We start from the raw sequence: 14,748 nt of genomic DNA, 5'->3' as shown, positions 1-14,748 counted from the left end.
GACCAGTGGGCATCCATAGTGGGGCATTCATGGACATCCATTGGGGGACTGGGGGGTTTGCTCGATGGGAGTGCGGCTCATGGTGGTCGACGACCACCGACTGCTCGCCGAGGCACTGGCCTCGGCGTTGAAGCTGCGCGGGCACCGGGTGCTCGCCGCGGCGGCGCCGGCCGCGGGCGCGGCGGAGCTGGTGATCACCCGTGCGCCGGAGGTGTGTCTGCTGGGGACGGCGACACCGGCCGAACAGGGCATCTTCGATCCGGTGGTGAGGATCAAACGGGAGCGTCCGCAGGTCGCTGTCGTGGTCCTGGGCCCGGTGCCGAGCCCGCGCGGCATCGCCGCCGCCTTCGCCGCGGGCGCCTCGGGCTACGTACGCCATGACGAGCGCATAGAGGGTGTCGAGCGCGCGATCATGAAGGCGAGGGCGGGTGAGGCGGCGGTGGCCCCGCAGCTTCTGCAAGGAGCGTTCAGTGAACTCCTCAACCCTGCCGCGCAGCCCGACGACGAGGGCCAGCGTCTGCTGCAGATGCTCACCCCGAGGGAGGTCGAGGTCCTGGTCCGGGTCGCCGACGGCGAGGACACCCGCCTGATCGCGGCCGGCATGGGCATCGCCCCGTCCACCGCCCGCACCCACGTCCAGCGCGTCCTGATGAAACTCGGCGTCGGCTCCCGCCTGGAGGCAGCGGCCCTGGCGGCCCGCACCGGCCTGCTGGACAGAGCGGGCCCGCTGACGCACTCGGCGACGCCGGTGACGCACGCGGAAGCGGGACCAGAGGCCCTGTGACCTTCGGGGGAGGCGTGGTGGTCCCGGCGAGGCGGAGACGGGGCGGGGCCGGAGGCCATGGGCTCTCCGGCCCCGTGGCCGTCACTCCGGGCGTGAGGCCGGAGCGTCGTCCCCCTGTCCCGGGGAGTCCCCCTGTCCCGGTGCGACCGCCGGAGTCGGCGGAGGGGTCGGGCGCAGCTTCAGCCAGGCCAGGAAGAAGATGCCGAGGAGCAGCATGGCGATGCCGGTCCACAGGTTGATGTTGATGCCCTGGGCCTTGTCGATGGCGGCCTGGTCGTCGGTGATGCCGGCGATCGTGACGATGATGCCGTAGAGGACGAACACGCCGCCGATGATGCGGCGCAGGTCGAAGATGCGGGCCGCGGTCGCGGACTTCCCCTGCAGCTCGGTGACCTCGCGCTGGACGTCCTTGTCGGAGTACCCGGAGTATCCGGAGGGTCCGGACTGATCAGTCATGGTTTTCCAACTCCCCAGTCAGGATGCCATCAGAACGAGAACGGGATGTAGCAGGCGGCAGCGATGATCACGGCGCCCCAGCCCAGCAGGGCCGGCTTCCGGTACCAGGCGTCGTCGCCGGCGGCGGGTGGTTCCTCCATGCCGGGGGAGGTGGTGCCGTACACCAGGCCCTCCAGCTCCTGTGCCGGCTTCGGCTCGGTGAACAGCGACACGACGACCATCACCACCGCGCCGGCGACGAAGCCGACGATCGCGGAGACGAAGTTGGCGCCCTGGTCGGTGGGGATGGAGATGATGCCCTGCTTGTAGATCCAGAAGTAGTTCACCATCGCCGACACCGTGCCGGCGAGCAGGCCCCAGAAGCCGGACTTCACGGACGCGCGCTTCCAGAACATGCCGACGATGAAGACGACGAACATCGGCACGTTGAAGAAGGAGAACAGCGTCTGGAGGTAGCTCATGATGTTCGAGAACGACGACGCCAGGAAGGCCGTGCCGACCGAGGCGCAGACGCCGACGACCGTGATCAGGCGGCCGAAGCGGACGTAGTACGCGTCCTCGCGGCCCTTGACGATGTACCGGCCCCAGATGTCGTTGGTGAACACCGTGTTGAAGGACGACACGTTGGCCGCCATGCCCGCCATGAACGCGGCCAGCAGACCGGTCACCGCGATGCCGAGAACGCCGTTGGGCAGCAGCTCCTGCATCAGGTAGGGAATGGCGTCGTTGTACTGGTAACCGGACTTGGCGGTACCGAAGTTCGGTACGAGCGCGGCGGCGACCAGGCCCGGGATCATCACCAGGAAGACGATGAAGATCTTCGGGTACGCGGCGATCAGCGGGGTGCGCCGGCCGGCGGAGAGGTTCTTCGCTGACAGGGCGCGCTGCACCTCGGCGAAGTTGGTCGTCCAGTAGCCGAAGGACAGCACGAAGCCGAGGCCCAGGACGATGGTCAGCCAGTTGGCGCCGAGCGGGTTGGGGCTGCCGATACCGGTGCCGCCCCAGGCGGTGGTGAAGTTCGCGCCGTGGGTCGCGGTGAGCTTGTCGGTCAGGCCGCCCCAGCCGCCGACCTTCTTCAGGCCCAGCACGACGATCGGGATGAGGGCCGCGAGGATCACGAAGAACTGCAGCACCTCGTTGTAGATCGCGGACGACAGACCGCCGAGGGTGATGTACGCCAGCACGAAGGCGCCGGCCACCACGATCGCCACCCACTGCGGCCAGCCCAGCAGCGCCTCGACGACGATCGCGAGGGCGTACAGGTTCACACCGGCGATGAGGATGGCGGCGAACGCGAACAGGATCGAACTGAGCAGATGTGCCCACTTGTCGAAGCGCAGCAGCAGCATCTCGGGGACCGAGCGCACCTTGCTGCCGTAGTAGAAGGGCATCATCACCAGGCCGAGGAAGACCATGGCGGGGATGGCGCCGATCCAGTACCAGTGCACGGTGTACGCCCCGTACTGCGCGCTGTTCGCGGCCATGCCGAGGATCTCGGTGGCGGCCAGGTTGGCCGAGATGAACGCGAGACCGGTGATCCAGGCGGGCAGGGAGCGCCCGGAGAGAAAGAAGTCGAGGCTGGTCTTCACCGACGCGCGGGCGGCGAAACCGATGCCGAGGACGACGGCGAAGTAGATGCCGAGGATCGTGTAGTCGAGCCAGTTCGTGGGGAGTCGTAGCTCGGCGGCCAGCTGCACGGCCGGATATGTGGGGGTTTGCATAAGAACTCGCTTCGTCGCGTGAACTGATCCAGGGCGGAACCTACGCCTGTGCGTTCAGTAGTTGAACACTTCTGTTGATGGCCTTTGTTGGATTGTGATGTTGACGGATGTGGGGGACCGTGTTCCAATGTGTTTGTTTATGTTTGATGAGTGAGTAGCTGGCAGTAGTGGCTCGGATAGGGAGTCCGCAGTGAAGAAGACCTCGACCCGCCTGGCCGACGGTCGCGAGTTGATCTACTACGACCTGCGCGACGACCACGTGCGGGACGCGGTGGACAAGCGCCCGCTGGAGCGGACCGTCACCACCTCCGAGACCCGCCGCGACCCGCTGCTCGGCGACTCGGTCGCCATCGCCTCGCACCGCCAGGGCCGCACCTACCACCCGCCGGCCGACGAGTGCCCCCTGTGCCCCTCCCAGGGCGATCGCCTGAGCGAGATCCCGGACTCGTCGTACGACGTGGCCGTCTTCGAGAACCGGTTCCCCTCCCTGGCCGGCGACTCGGGCCGCTGCGAGGTCGTCTGCTTCACCTCCGACCACAACGCGTCCTTCGCCGACCTGACCGAGGAACAGGTGGCCCTGGTGCTGGAGGCGTGGACGGACCGGACGTCCGAGCTGTCGCATCTCCCCTCCGTGGAGCAGGTGTTCTGCTTCGAGAACCGGGGCGCGGAGATCGGAGTGACGCTCGGACATCCGCACGGCCAGATCTACGCGTACCCCTTCACGACCCCCCGCACCGCACTGATGCTGCGTTCTCTCGCAACTCACAAGGAGGCGACGGCCGGTGAGAACCTCTTCGACGCCGTCCTGGAGAGCGAACTCGCCGGGGAGCGGGTCGTCCTGGAGGGTGAACACTGGGTGGCGTTCGTGCCGTACGCCGCGCACTGGCCGTACGAGGTCCACCTGTACCCGAAGCGCCGCGTGCCCGATCTGCTCGGTCTGGACGAGGGGGCGCGCACAGAGTTCCCCACGGTCTATCTGGAACTCTTGAGACGCTTCGACCGGATCTTCGACGGGCCGGGTGGAGGGAAGGAGGGCGCGAGCGAGTCCCTCACGCCGTACATCGCGGCCTGGCACCAGGCCCCGTTCGGCGCGCTGGAGGACTTCGAGGGCGTCAACCGCGACGACTTCGCGCTCCACCTCGAGCTTTTCACCATCCGCCGAACCTCCGGCAAGCTGAAGTTCCTCGCGGGTTCCGAGTCCGGCATGAGCGTGTTCATCAACGACGTGCCGCCGGAGCGCGCGGCCGAGCGACTGCGAGAGGTAGCGAGTTGATGAGCGGTAAGTACCTGGTGACGGGCGGCGCGGGTTACGTCGGCAGTGTGGTCGCCCAGCATCTGCTGGAGGCGGGCCACGAGGTCGTCGTGCTCGACAACCTCTCCACCGGCTTCCGGGAGGGCGTCCCGGCCGGTGCCGCCTTCGTCGAGGGCGACATCCGCGACGCCGCCAAATGGCTGGACCCCTCCTTCGACGCGGTCCTGCACTTCGCCGCGTTCTCGCAGGTCGGCGAGTCGGTCGTGAAGCCCGAGAAGTACTGGGACAACAACGTCGCCGGCACCATGGCGCTGCTCGGCGCGATGCGCGAGGCGGGCGTCCGCAAGCTGGTCTTCTCCTCCACGGCTGCCACGTACGGCGAGCCCAAGGAGGTCCCGATCGTCGAGTCGGCGCCCACGTCGCCCACCAACCCGTACGGCGCCTCGAAGCTGGCCGTCGACCACATGATCACCGGCGAGGCGGCGGCCCACGGTCTGGGCGCGGTCTCGCTGCGCTACTTCAACGTGGCGGGCGCGTACGGCGAGCAGGGCGAGCGCCATGACCCCGAGTCGCACCTGATTCCGCTGGTACTGCAGGTCGCGCAGGGCAGGCGGGACGCGATCTCCGTCTTCGGCGACGACTACCCGACGCCGGACGGCACCTGCGTGCGCGACTACATCCATGTCGCGGACCTCGCCGACGCCCACCTGCTCGCGCTGAAGGCCGCCACCCCCGGCGAGCACCTCATCTGCAATCTGGGCAACGGCGAGGGCTTCTCGGTCCGCCAGGTCATCGAGACGGTCCGGCAGGTCACCGGCCACCCGATCCCGGAGGTCGTGGCCCCGCGCCGGGGCGGAGACCCGGCGGTCCTGGTGGCGTCCGCCGCCACGGCCCGCGAGAAACTGGGCTGGAACCCGTCCCGCGCGGACCTCGCGGGGATCGTCGCGGACGCATGGCAGTTCGCGCAGCACATCGCCGGCACGACCAGGGAGCAGTAGTGGGTGCACAGCAGGTCCGGGAAGGCTTCGCCGCACTGTACGGAGCCGAGCCGGAGGGCGTCTGGTCGGCGCCGGGCCGCGTCAACCTCATCGGTGAGCACACCGACTACAACGACGGCTTCGTGATGCCCTTCGCGCTGCCGCACACCGCCGTCGCGGCCGTCTCACGGCGCGAGGACGGCGTCCTGCGACTGCACTCGGCGGACGTCGAGGGCGGGGTCGCGGAACTGCGCCTGGACGCCCTGGCCCCGGAGTCGGACCGCGGCTGGACGGCGTACCCGGCGGGCGTCGTCTGGGCCCTGCGCGAGGCCGGCCACCCGGTGACCGGCGCGGACGTCCACCTGTCCTCCACGGTGCCGTCCGGCGCGGGCCTGTCGTCCTCGGCGGCCCTGGAGGTCGTCGTGGCCCTGGCCCTGAACGACCTCTACGAACTCGGCCTGCAGCGCTGGCAGCTGGCCCGTCTGTGCCAGCGCGCCGAGAACGTCTACGTCGGCGCGCCCACCGGCATCATGGACCAGACGGCGTCGGCGTGCTGCGAGGAGGGCCACGCGCTCTTCCTCGACACCCGCGACCTCTCCCAGAAGCAGATCCCCTTCGACCTGGCGGCCGAGGGCATGCGGCTGCTGGTCGTCGACACGCAGGTCAAGCACGCCCACAGCGACGGCGAGTACGGCAAGCGGCGCGCGGGCTGCGAGAAGGGGGCGGCGCTGCTGGGCGTCGACGCCCTGCGGGACGTGCCGTACGCCGGACTGGACGCGGCGCTCGCGCGGCTGGGCGACGAGGAGGAGGTCCGCCGTCTGGTCCGCCACATCGTCACCGAGAACCACCGGGTGGAGCAGGTGGTCTCCCTCCTGGAGTCGGGCGAGACGCGCGCGATCGGCCCTGTCCTGGTCGAAGGCCACGCCTCCCTCCGCGACGACTTCCGCATCTCCTGCCCGGAGCTGGACCTGGTCGTCGACACGGCCCTCGCGTCCGGCGCCCTGGGCGCCCGGATGACCGGCGGCGGCTTCGGCGGCTCGGCGATCGTCCTCGCGGAGGCGACCGACGTGGACACGATCACCAAGGCCGTCGAGGAGGCCTTCGCGGCCGCATCCTTCACGGCACCGCGGGTGTTCGAGGCGGTGCCTTCGGCGGGGGCGCAAAGGATCAGCTGAGCCGCTTCACCAACGTGTACTCCGTGACCCCCGGCGGATAGTCGGGGATCACGCACACCACGTCGTACCCCTGCTTCCTGTAGAACTCGGGCGCCTGGAAGTCCCATGTCTCCAGCCGGGCCGAGCTGCAGCCCCGCTCGGAGCGGGCGATTTTCTCCGCCTCCGCCAAAAGCCGTGAGCCGATGCCCGCGCCCCGCAGGCGCTCGTCGACCCACAGGTACGTCACATGCAGCCAGGTCGTCCAGGTGTGGCCCACCAGTCCGGCGACCAGCTCGTCGCGCTCGTCCAACACCCAGGCATGGAGTGGAAGTTCGCGTTCCGACGGAGTTCCGCGCAAGGCGCGCAGCACCGGGGAGGCCGCCGTGTTGGCGTCGCGCAGGCGGGAACGGAGAAGATCGCGCCGGGCTTTGTCGACTTCTGTCTCAAGACGAAACATGCGGCTCACGATAAACGCGCTGGACAGCCAGTTCTGCAAATTACCTTCCGCTCCTGCCCCCCGGCCGTACCCTGATGAGCAGCACCGGTGGGGGCCGGTGCCGATCAGGGGGCGAGACAGTCGGGTACGACGCCCGAAGTGGGGGTAGCAGTCTCCGCACGGCGGCGGCCGTGCGGTGTGCCGTTCCAGTCCCAGGTGGTCAAGGACGACCTGGGGTGCTTCGGGCGCCGTACCTGCGCCCGTGCCGTCTCCCGACGATGAGGCATCCCCTGCTCTTGGAGAGCTTGGGGAAGGGGGTTTCGTGGTTCGCATCCGAGTCCTGGTCGTCGACGACCATCGCATCTTCGCCGAATCGCTCGCCGCCGCTCTTGCGGCCGAGCCCGACGTCGACGTCTCCGCGGCCGGCAGCGGTCCCGCCGCGCTGCGCAGCCTGGAGCGTGCGGCAGCCGAGGGACGCAGGTTCGACGTGCTGCTCGTCGACTCCGATCTGGGCGGGAACGTGCCGGGTGTCCGGCCGGCCGTGCCCGTTCAGGAGGCCAACGAGGACGGCCTCGTCGACGGGATCTCGCTGGTCGCCGGGGTGCGCTCCGGGCAGCCGGGCGTACGGATCATCGTGCTCGCCGAGAAGGACGACCCGCGGCGTGCCGCGCTCGCCCTGCAGGCCGGCGCCTCCGGCTGGGTGGCCAAGGACTGCTCGCTGTCCCGGCTGCTCAACGTCATCCGGGGCGTGCTGCGCGACGAGACGCATCTGCCGCCCGCCCTGCTCACCGGTGTGCTCAGGGAGTTGACCGCCGCGCGCAAGCACCGCACCGAGAGTGAGCGCCTGGTGGAGTCCCTGACCCCGAGGGAGCGGGAAGTGCTGCGCTGCATGGTCGCGGGGCTGGGCAGAAAGGCCGTCGCCGAGCGGCTGTTCCTCTCGCCCCACACCGTGCGCACACACATGCAGAACGTCCTCGGCAAGCTGGGCGTCCACTCGACCCTGGCCGCCGTCGCCCTCGCCCGCCGGGCCGGGGTCGGCCCCGTCGACCTAGCCGGGGATGTTGTCGAACGGGGCGGTCAGCTGGCGTAGCAGCCCCGCGAGTTCGCCGCGCTGGGCACGTGACAGCTCGGCGAGGATCGCCCGCTCCTGGTCGAGCAGACCGGCCAGGGCCTGGTCCGCGCGGTCCTGCCCCTCCTCGGTCAGCCGCACCAGCACGCCGCGGCGGTCGCTCGGGTCGGGCAGCCGCTCCACCAGGCCCTTCTTCGCCAGGCGGTCGATGCGGTTGGTCATCGTGCCCGACGTGACCAGGGTCTGCGTCAGCAGCTGCCCCGGCGAGAGCTGGTACGGCGTGCCCGCGCGCCTGAGCGCCGTCAGCACGTCGAACTCCCAGGGCTCCAGGCTGTGCTCGGCGAAGGCCAGCCGGCGTGCCCGGTCCAGATGCCGGGCCAGTCTGCTGACCCGGCTGAGCACCTCGAGCGGTTCCACGTCGAGGTCAGGGCGCTCCCGGCGCCACGCTGCGACCAGCCGATCGACCTCGTCCTCCATGACGATCAGTGTAGTGGTTGTGTCGATGTGAAGTCTCTTGGTGTCAAGTTTCTTGACGTCGAGGTAAATCGGGAGGGAGGCTGGGTACCAGTCCAGTACGTCGAGGAGGCCCTCCATGCCCGCCGCCGCCCCCACCTGGGACCCCGCCCAGTACCTGCGTCACGCCGGCCATCGCGCCCGCCCCTTCGCCGACCTCCTGGCCCGCGTCCCGGACCTGCCCGGCGACCCGCCCCACATCGCCGACCTGGGCTGCGGCCCCGGCAACGTCACCGTCCTGCTCGCCGGCCGCTGGCCCACCGCGCACATCATCGGGTACGACAACTCGCCTCAGATGCTCGACACGGCGCTCGTGGAGCACGAGGGCCCCACATCCGGCGGCGGACGCCTCGACTTCTCGTACGCCGACGCCCGCAGCTGGGTGCCCCCGCAGCCGTGCGACCTGATCCTCAGCAACGCCACCCTGCAGTGGGTCCCCGGGCACGTGGAGCGGTTCGGGGAGTGGATCGCGGGCCTCAGGCCCGGTGGCACCCTCGCCTTCCAGGTTCCCGGCAACTTCTCCGCCCCCAGCCACACGCTGATGCGCGAACTCGCCCACTCCGCCCGCTGGAAGGACCGCCTCGCCGAAACCCTCCGCCACGACGACGCCGTCCACGCGCCGGAGACCTACCTGGAGCGGCTGACCTCCCTCGGCTGCGCGGCGGACGTGTGGGAGACGACGTACGTCCATCTCCTGACGGGCGAGGACCCGGTGCTCGACTGGGTGAAGGGGACCGGGCTGCGGCCGGTGCTCACCGCCCTCGCCGACGACCCGGCGGCCCGGGAGGAGTTCCTGGACGAGTACCGGGCGGCCCTGCGGGAGGCCTATCCGGCCACGGCGTACGGCACTCCGTTCCCGTTCCGCCGGATCTTCGCCGTGGCCCGCAAGGAGGCCTGAGGGTGATCACCGCCGTCGACCATGTCCAGCTCGCCGCGCCACCCGGCTCCGAGGATCGGCTGCGGGCCTGCTATGCCGACGTCCTCGGCATGACCGAGATCCCCAAGCCGCCCGCGCTCGCGGCGCGGGGCGGGTGCTGGTTCCAGGCGGGGGCGGTGCGGCTGCACCTGGGCGTTGAGGCGGGCTTCAGGCCGGCGAAGAAGTCCCACCCGGGGCTGCGGGTCACGGGCATCGAGGCGTACGCCGCCCGGCTCGGGGCGCATGGGGCCGCGGTGACCTGGGACGACAACCTCCCCGGGTATCGGCGCTTCTACTGCGAGGACCCCGTCGGCAACCGGCTGGAATTCCTGGAGCCGGGGCACTGAGGCGGGTTTGCCCGGCGCCGTGACGGCTACTCGGTGTGCTGACACCGAAGCCCAAACCTGATCTGGGAGTGATCGACGGTGGCGAAGGACCAGAAGGCCAAGGGCAAGACCGAACAGGCCAAGGGGAAGGCGAAGGAAGCCGTGGGCCGCGCGGTCGGCAACGAGCGCATGACGGCCGAGGGCAAGGCCGAGCAGTCGAAGGGTGACGCACGCCAGGCCAAGGAGAAGACGAAGGACGTCTTCAAGCACTGAGCCCCGTACCGGCACCGCCCCGAAAAGCACCTGAGTCCCGTACCGAGCGTCTCCCGCCGGTACGGGACTCAGCTTTTGCGGCGCCCTATCAGGTGCGGCTTCGCCTCCAGCCCGTCCAGCCCGTGCCAGGCCAGGTTCACCAGATGGGCGGCGACCTCCGCCTTCTTCGGGCGGCGCACGTCCAGCCACCACTGGCCGGTCAGCGCGACCATGCCGACCAGGGCCTGGGCGTACAGCGGGGCGAGTTTGGGGTCGAATCCGCGGCTCTTGAACTCGCGGCCCAGGATGTCCTCCACCTGGGTGGCGATGTCCGAGATCAGCGACGCGAAGGAACCCGTCGACTGGGGGATGGGGGAGTCGCGGACCAGGATGCGGAAGCCGTCCGTGTTCTCCTCGATGTAGTCCAGGAGCGCGAACGCCGCCTGTTCACACAGTTCACGCGGATGACCTGCCGTCAGGGAACCGGTCACCATGTCCAGCAGACGGCGCATCTCGCGGTCCACCACCACCGCGTACAGGCCCTCCTTGCCACCGAAGTGCTCGTACACCATCGGCTTGGACACCCCGGCCTTCGCCGCGATCTCCTCCACCGACGTGCCCTCGAACCCCTTGGCGGCGAACAGGGTGCGACCGATCTCGAGCAGCTGCTGGCGGCGCTCGGCTCCCGTCATCCGGGTGCGCCGCGCTCGCCGCGGCTTCTCATTGCTCGGGGTACTGCTGGAGTCGGTCGCCACGGCGTCAATCATGCCGCCTTCGCCGACTCCTTCCGGGGCGATGAGCCGTCCTGGCCGGTGTTACGGCGTGAATCGATACGTGAGCGTGACGGCCAGCGCACGTCGTACGCCCAGCCGAACGCCTCGAACCAGCGGATGAGGCGCGCCGAGGAGTCCACCTGGCCGCGCATCACACCGTGCCGCGCGGAGGTCGGGTCGGCATGGTGCAGGTTGTGCCAGGACTCACCGCAGGACAGGACGGCCAGCCACCACACGTTGCCCGAGCGGTCCCGTGACTTGAAGGGACGCTTGCCGACCGCGTGGCAGATCGAGTTGATCGACCAGGTCACGTGGTGCAGCAGAGCCACCCGTACGAGCGACCCCCAGAAGAAGCCGGTGAACGCGCCCCACCAGGACATCGTGGCCAGACCGCCGATCAGCGGGGGCAGGGCCAGGGAGAGCACCGTCCAGTAGAGGAACTGGCGGGAGATCGCCCGGATCGCCGGGTCCTTGATCAGATCCGGCGCGTACTTGTCCTGCGGCGTCCGCTCCTCGTCGAACATCCATGCGATGTGCGCCCACCACAGGCCCTTCGTCAGCGCCGGAAGGGTCTCGCCGAAGCGCCACGGAGAGTGCGGGTCGCCCTCCGCGTCGGAGAACTTGTGGTGCCTGCGGTGGTCGGCGACCCAGCGGACCACCGGGCCCTCCACCGCCATCGAGCCGGCGATGGCGAGCGCGATACGCAGCGGACGCTTCGCCTTGAAGGAGCCGTGGGTGAAGTAGCGGTGGTAGCCGATGGTCACACCGTGGCAGCCGAGGAAGTAGAAGAAGACCATCAGGCCGAGGTCGAGCCAGCTCACGCCCCAGCCCCAGGCCAGCGGGATCGCAGCGAGAAGCGCCACGAAGGGGACGACGATGAAGAGGAGGAGCGCGATCTGCTCGACCGACCCCTTCTTGTCTCCACCCAGGGTTGCCGAGGTCAGTGAGGTGTCGTCGTTCGCCTTCGGGGCGTCTTCGATCACATCGGAGCTTGTGGTCATGGGGCGTCCCCTGTGGGGTCGAGGTTTGAGACTGGTGTCGGGGAAGTGGCTGCTGGAACCGTGCCCGGGTTCCGTTACAACCGACCCTACGGTTCCGTAACCTACGGCATCGTAAGTATGGCAGCGCGGCGCCCGGCGGCAAGAGCCCGACATTCTGCGCGTCCGCGTGGACACCTATCCTTGGAGTCGGTCGGACAGCGCGGTCCGCTCTGATTCATTCCCGGATGCCAGAGCCGTAAGCGGCGCCCGCCGCGCGGCCCCTGCCCCGGGTTCCCCTCCCGGACGAGCTTCAACACTGCAAGGAGCCGCACCTGTGAGCAGTGCCGACGACCTGACCACGAGCACCACCTCGACCAACAGTGAGCTGCGAGCCGACATCCGGCGGCTGGGAGACCTCCTCGGCGAGACCCTCGTCCGGCAGGAGGGCCCCGAGCTGCTGGAACTCGTCGAGAAGGTCCGCCGCCTGACCCGCGAGGACGGCGAGGCCGCCGCCGAACTGCTGCGCGGCACCGAACTCCGGACCGCGGCCAAGCTGGTCCGCGCCTTCTCCACCTACTTCCACCTGGCCAACGTCACCGAGCAGGTCCACCGCGGCCGCGAACTGCGCGAGCGGCGGGCCGCCGAGGGCGGACTGCTGGCCCGTACGGCCGACCGGCTGAAGGACGCCGACCCCGAGCACCTGCGCCAGGCGGTCCGCCACCTCAACGTCCGGCCCGTGTTCACGGCGCACCCCACCGAGGCCGCGCGCCGCTCGGTCCTCAACAAGCTCCGGCGCATCGCCGCACTCCTGGAGACCCCGGTCATCGAGGCCGACCGCCGCCGCCACGACACCCGGCTGGCCGAGAACATCGACCTCGTCTGGCAGACCGACGAGCTGCGCGTCGTACGCCCGGAACCCGCCGACGAGGCCCGCAACGCCATCTACTACCTCGACGAGCTGCACGCGAACGCCGTCGGCGACGTCCTGGAGGACCTCACCGCCGAGCTGGAGCGGGTCGGCGTGAAGCTGCCCGACGACACCCGCCCCCTCACCTTCGGCACCTGGATCGGCGGCGACCGCGACGGCAACCCGAACGTCACCCCCCAGGTCACCTGGGACGTCCTGATCCTCCAGCACGAGCACGGCATCAACGACGCCCTGGACCTGATCGACGAACTCCGCGGCTTCCTGTCGAACTCGATCCGCTACACCGGCGCCACCCAGGAACTCCTGGACTCCCTCCAGGCCGACCTCGACCGCCTCCCCGAGATCAGCCCCCGCTACAAGCGCCTCAACGCCGAGGAGCCCTACCGCCTCAAGGCCACCTGCATCCGGCAGAAGCTGGAGAACACCAAGCAGCGCCTCGCCAAGGGCATCCCGCACCGGACCGGCCGCGACTACCTGGGCACCGCCGAGCTGCTGCAGGACCTCATCCTGATCCAGACCTCCCTCAGGGAGCACCGGGGCGCGCTCTTCGCCGACGGCCGCATGAACCGCACCATCCGCACACTGGCCGCCTTCGGCCTCCAGCTCGCCACCATGGACGTACGCGAGCACGCGGACGCCCACCACCACGCCCTCGGGCAGCTCTTCGACCGCCTCGGCGAGGAGTCCTGGCGCTACGCCGACATGCCCCGCGACTACCGGTCCAAGCTCCTCGCCAAGGAACTCAGGTCGAGGAGGCCGCTGGCCCCGACGCCCGCGCCCGTCGACGCGCCCGGCGAGAAGACCCTCGGCGTCTTCCAGACCGTCAAGCGAGCCCTGGAGGTCTTCGGACCCGAGGTCGTGGAGTCGTACATCATCTCGATGTGCCAGGGCGCCGACGACGTGTTCGCGGCAGCCGTGCTCGCCCGCGAGGCCGGGCTGATCGACCTGCACGCCGGCTGGGCGAAGATCGGCATCGTGCCCCTGCTGGAGACCACCGACGAGCTCAAGGCCGCCGACACGATCCTGGAGGACATGCTCTCCGACCCGTCCTACAGGCGCCTCGTCGCGCTCAGGGGCGACGTCCAGGAGGTCATGCTCGGCTACTCCGACTCCTCCAAGTTCGGCGGCATCACCACCTCGCAGTGGGAGATCCACCGCGCCCAGCGCCGACTGCGCGACGTGGCCCACCGCTACGGCGTACGCCTGCGCCTCTTCCACGGCCGCGGCGGCACCGTCGGCCGCGGCGGCGGCCCCTCCCACGATGCGATCCTCGCCCAGCCCTGGGGCACCCTCGAAGGCGAGATCAAGGTCACCGAGCAGGGTGAGGTCATCTCCGACAAGTACCTCGTGCCGTCCCTGGCCAGGGAGAACCTCGAACTCACCGTCGCCGCCACCCTCCAGGCCTCCGCCCTGCACACCGCCCCCCGCCAGTCCGTCGAGGCCCTCGCCCGCTGGGACGCCGCCATGGACGTGGTGAGCAACGCGGCCGAGGCCGCGTACCGCACGCTGGTAGAGGACCCCGACCTGCCCGCCTACTTCTTCGCCTCGACCCCCGTCGACCAGCTCGCCGACCTGCACCTGGGATCCCGGCCCTCCCGCCGGCCCGACTCCGGCGCCGGCCTCGACGGCCTGCGCGCCATCCCGTGGGTCTTCGGCTGGACCCAGTCCCGGCAGATCGTGCCCGGCTGGTACGGCGTCGGATCCGGCCTCAAGGCACTGCGCGAAGCAGGCCTGCGGCACGAGGGCGACAGCGTGCTCGACGAGATGCACGAACAGTGGCACTTCTTCCGCAACTTCATCTCCAACGTCGAGATGACCCTCGCCAAGACCGACCTGCGCATCGCCGCGCACTACGTCGACACCCTCGTCCCCGACGACCTCAAGCACGTCTTCGAGACCATCAGGGCCGAGCACGAACTGACCGTGCGCGAGGTGCTGAAGGTGACCGGCGAGCGGGAACTCCTCGACGCCGCCCCGGTGCTGAAGCAGACGTTCACCGTCCGCGACGCCTACCTGGACCCGATCTCCTACCTCCAGGTGACCCTCCTCAAGCGCCAGCGCGACGCCGCGGCCGCGGGCGAACAGCCCGACCCGCTCCTCGCACGCGCCCTGCTGCTCACGGTCAACGGCGTGGCGGCGGGCCTGCGCAACACCGGCTGACCGTCCGTCGGACACGGGGGTGGCCCCGGGCTTCGTACGAAGCCCGGGGCC

General features: G+C 69.8%; 15 protein-coding genes. 9 read left to right on the top strand and 6 right to left on the bottom strand.

Features of this window, described 5'->3' with window-relative positions; genetic code table 11:
• Nucleotides 1-64 precede the first annotated feature (64 nt).
• Nucleotides 65-784 carry a helix-turn-helix transcriptional regulator gene (locus ACYUED_RS17555; RefSeq protein WP_491293213.1) on the top strand — a complete coding sequence of 240 codons (720 nt, stop codon included), beginning with the start codon at nucleotides 65-67 and terminating at the stop codon, nucleotides 782-784.
• Between the two features lie 81 nt (nucleotides 785-865).
• On the opposite strand, the gene ACYUED_RS17550 is transcribed toward ACYUED_RS17555, so the two are convergent.
• Together ACYUED_RS17550 and ACYUED_RS17545 are read right to left on the bottom strand one after the other, a co-directional pair.
• On the bottom strand, nucleotides 866-1,240 hold the full coding sequence (locus ACYUED_RS17550; protein WP_491293212.1) for a hypothetical protein: 375 nt from the start codon (nucleotides 1,238-1,240) through the stop codon (nucleotides 866-868).
• Nucleotides 1,241-1,269: 29 nt separating this feature from the next.
• Nucleotides 1,270-2,961, bottom strand: a complete 1,692-nt coding sequence (locus tag ACYUED_RS17545) for a sodium:solute symporter family protein (protein WP_491293211.1) — start codon at nucleotides 2,959-2,961, stop codon at nucleotides 1,270-1,272.
• A 190-nt stretch (nucleotides 2,962-3,151) separates the two neighbouring features.
• Here ACYUED_RS17545 and galT point away from each other — a divergent pair, with 190 nt between their 5' ends.
• From galT to galK, 3 genes are read left to right on the top strand one after another with little or no spacing between them, the layout of a single operon-like run.
• Nucleotides 3,152-4,234 carry a galactose-1-phosphate uridylyltransferase gene (gene galT, locus ACYUED_RS17540; protein ID WP_491293210.1) on the top strand — a complete coding sequence of 361 codons (1,083 nt, stop codon included), beginning with the start codon at nucleotides 3,152-3,154 and terminating at the stop codon, nucleotides 4,232-4,234.
• Nucleotides 4,234-5,211, top strand: a complete 978-nt coding sequence (gene galE / locus ACYUED_RS17535; RefSeq protein ID WP_491293209.1) for a UDP-glucose 4-epimerase GalE — start codon at nucleotides 4,234-4,236, stop codon at nucleotides 5,209-5,211. Before galT ends, galE begins: the two co-directional genes overlap by 1 nt.
• Entirely contained in the window at nucleotides 5,211-6,365 is a 1,155-nt protein-coding gene (gene galK, locus ACYUED_RS17530) for a galactokinase (protein WP_491293208.1), read from the top strand. Before galE ends, galK begins: the two co-directional genes overlap by 1 nt.
• Here the strand turns inward: galK and ACYUED_RS17525 are convergent.
• Nucleotides 6,358-6,801, bottom strand: a complete 444-nt coding sequence (locus tag ACYUED_RS17525; RefSeq protein WP_491293207.1) for a GNAT family N-acetyltransferase — start codon at nucleotides 6,799-6,801, stop codon at nucleotides 6,358-6,360. The genes galK and ACYUED_RS17525 overlap by 8 nt on opposite strands.
• A 301-nt stretch (nucleotides 6,802-7,102) precedes the next feature.
• Here ACYUED_RS17525 and ACYUED_RS17520 point away from each other — a divergent pair, with 301 nt between their 5' ends.
• The gene (locus tag ACYUED_RS17520) at nucleotides 7,103-7,870 is read left to right on the top strand and encodes a LuxR C-terminal-related transcriptional regulator (protein WP_491293206.1); all 768 of its coding nucleotides are present in this window, start codon (nucleotides 7,103-7,105) and stop codon (nucleotides 7,868-7,870) included.
• Here the strand turns inward: ACYUED_RS17520 and tamR are convergent.
• Nucleotides 7,829-8,326, bottom strand: coding sequence for a MarR family transcriptional regulator TamR (tamR, locus tag ACYUED_RS17515; RefSeq protein ID WP_266515829.1), 498 nt, complete (start codon nucleotides 8,324-8,326; stop codon nucleotides 7,829-7,831). The two genes, ACYUED_RS17520 and tamR, sit on opposite strands and share 42 nt — an antisense overlap.
• A gap of 115 nt (nucleotides 8,327-8,441) precedes the next feature.
• Here tamR and ACYUED_RS17510 point away from each other — a divergent pair, with 115 nt between their 5' ends.
• The 3 genes from ACYUED_RS17510 to ACYUED_RS17500 all read left to right on the top strand — a co-directional run bounded on the left by ACYUED_RS17510 (nucleotide 8,442) and on the right by ACYUED_RS17500 (nucleotide 9,877).
• Nucleotides 8,442-9,260, top strand: coding sequence for a trans-aconitate 2-methyltransferase (locus ACYUED_RS17510; protein ID WP_491293205.1), 819 nt, complete (start codon nucleotides 8,442-8,444; stop codon nucleotides 9,258-9,260).
• A gap of 2 nt (nucleotides 9,261-9,262) precedes the next feature.
• A complete protein-coding gene (locus ACYUED_RS17505) occupies nucleotides 9,263-9,625 on the top strand; it encodes a VOC family protein (protein ID WP_491293204.1) in 363 nt (120 codons plus the stop codon).
• Nucleotides 9,626-9,703: 78 nt separating this feature from the next.
• Nucleotides 9,704-9,877: a CsbD family protein gene (locus ACYUED_RS17500; protein WP_266515821.1), complete on the top strand. Its 174-nt coding sequence runs from the start codon at nucleotides 9,704-9,706 to the stop codon at nucleotides 9,875-9,877.
• 68 nt (nucleotides 9,878-9,945) lie between these two features.
• Here the strand turns inward: ACYUED_RS17500 and ACYUED_RS17495 are convergent, their stop codons facing one another.
• Together ACYUED_RS17495 and ACYUED_RS17490 are read right to left on the bottom strand one after the other, a co-directional pair.
• Nucleotides 9,946-10,623: a TetR/AcrR family transcriptional regulator gene (locus ACYUED_RS17495; RefSeq protein ID WP_266515818.1), complete on the bottom strand. Its 678-nt coding sequence runs from the start codon at nucleotides 10,621-10,623 to the stop codon at nucleotides 9,946-9,948.
• Nucleotides 10,620-11,630 carry an acyl-CoA desaturase gene (locus ACYUED_RS17490; RefSeq protein WP_491293203.1) on the bottom strand — a complete coding sequence of 337 codons (1,011 nt, stop codon included), beginning with the start codon at nucleotides 11,628-11,630 and terminating at the stop codon, nucleotides 10,620-10,622. Before ACYUED_RS17490 ends, ACYUED_RS17495 begins: the two co-directional genes overlap by 4 nt.
• Before the next feature lie 313 nt (nucleotides 11,631-11,943).
• On the opposite strand from ACYUED_RS17490, the gene ppc reads away from it, so the two are divergent.
• On the top strand, nucleotides 11,944-14,697 hold the full coding sequence (gene ppc, locus ACYUED_RS17485) for a phosphoenolpyruvate carboxylase (protein ID WP_491293202.1): 2,754 nt from the start codon (nucleotides 11,944-11,946) through the stop codon (nucleotides 14,695-14,697).
• Nucleotides 14,698-14,748: the final 51 nt, after the last annotated feature.

The sequence above is a fragment of the Streptomyces sp. DF42 genome (assembly GCF_058267695.1).
Note: the sequence above shows the minus strand (reverse complement) of the source record. Positions and strands in the feature narration are given on the sequence as shown.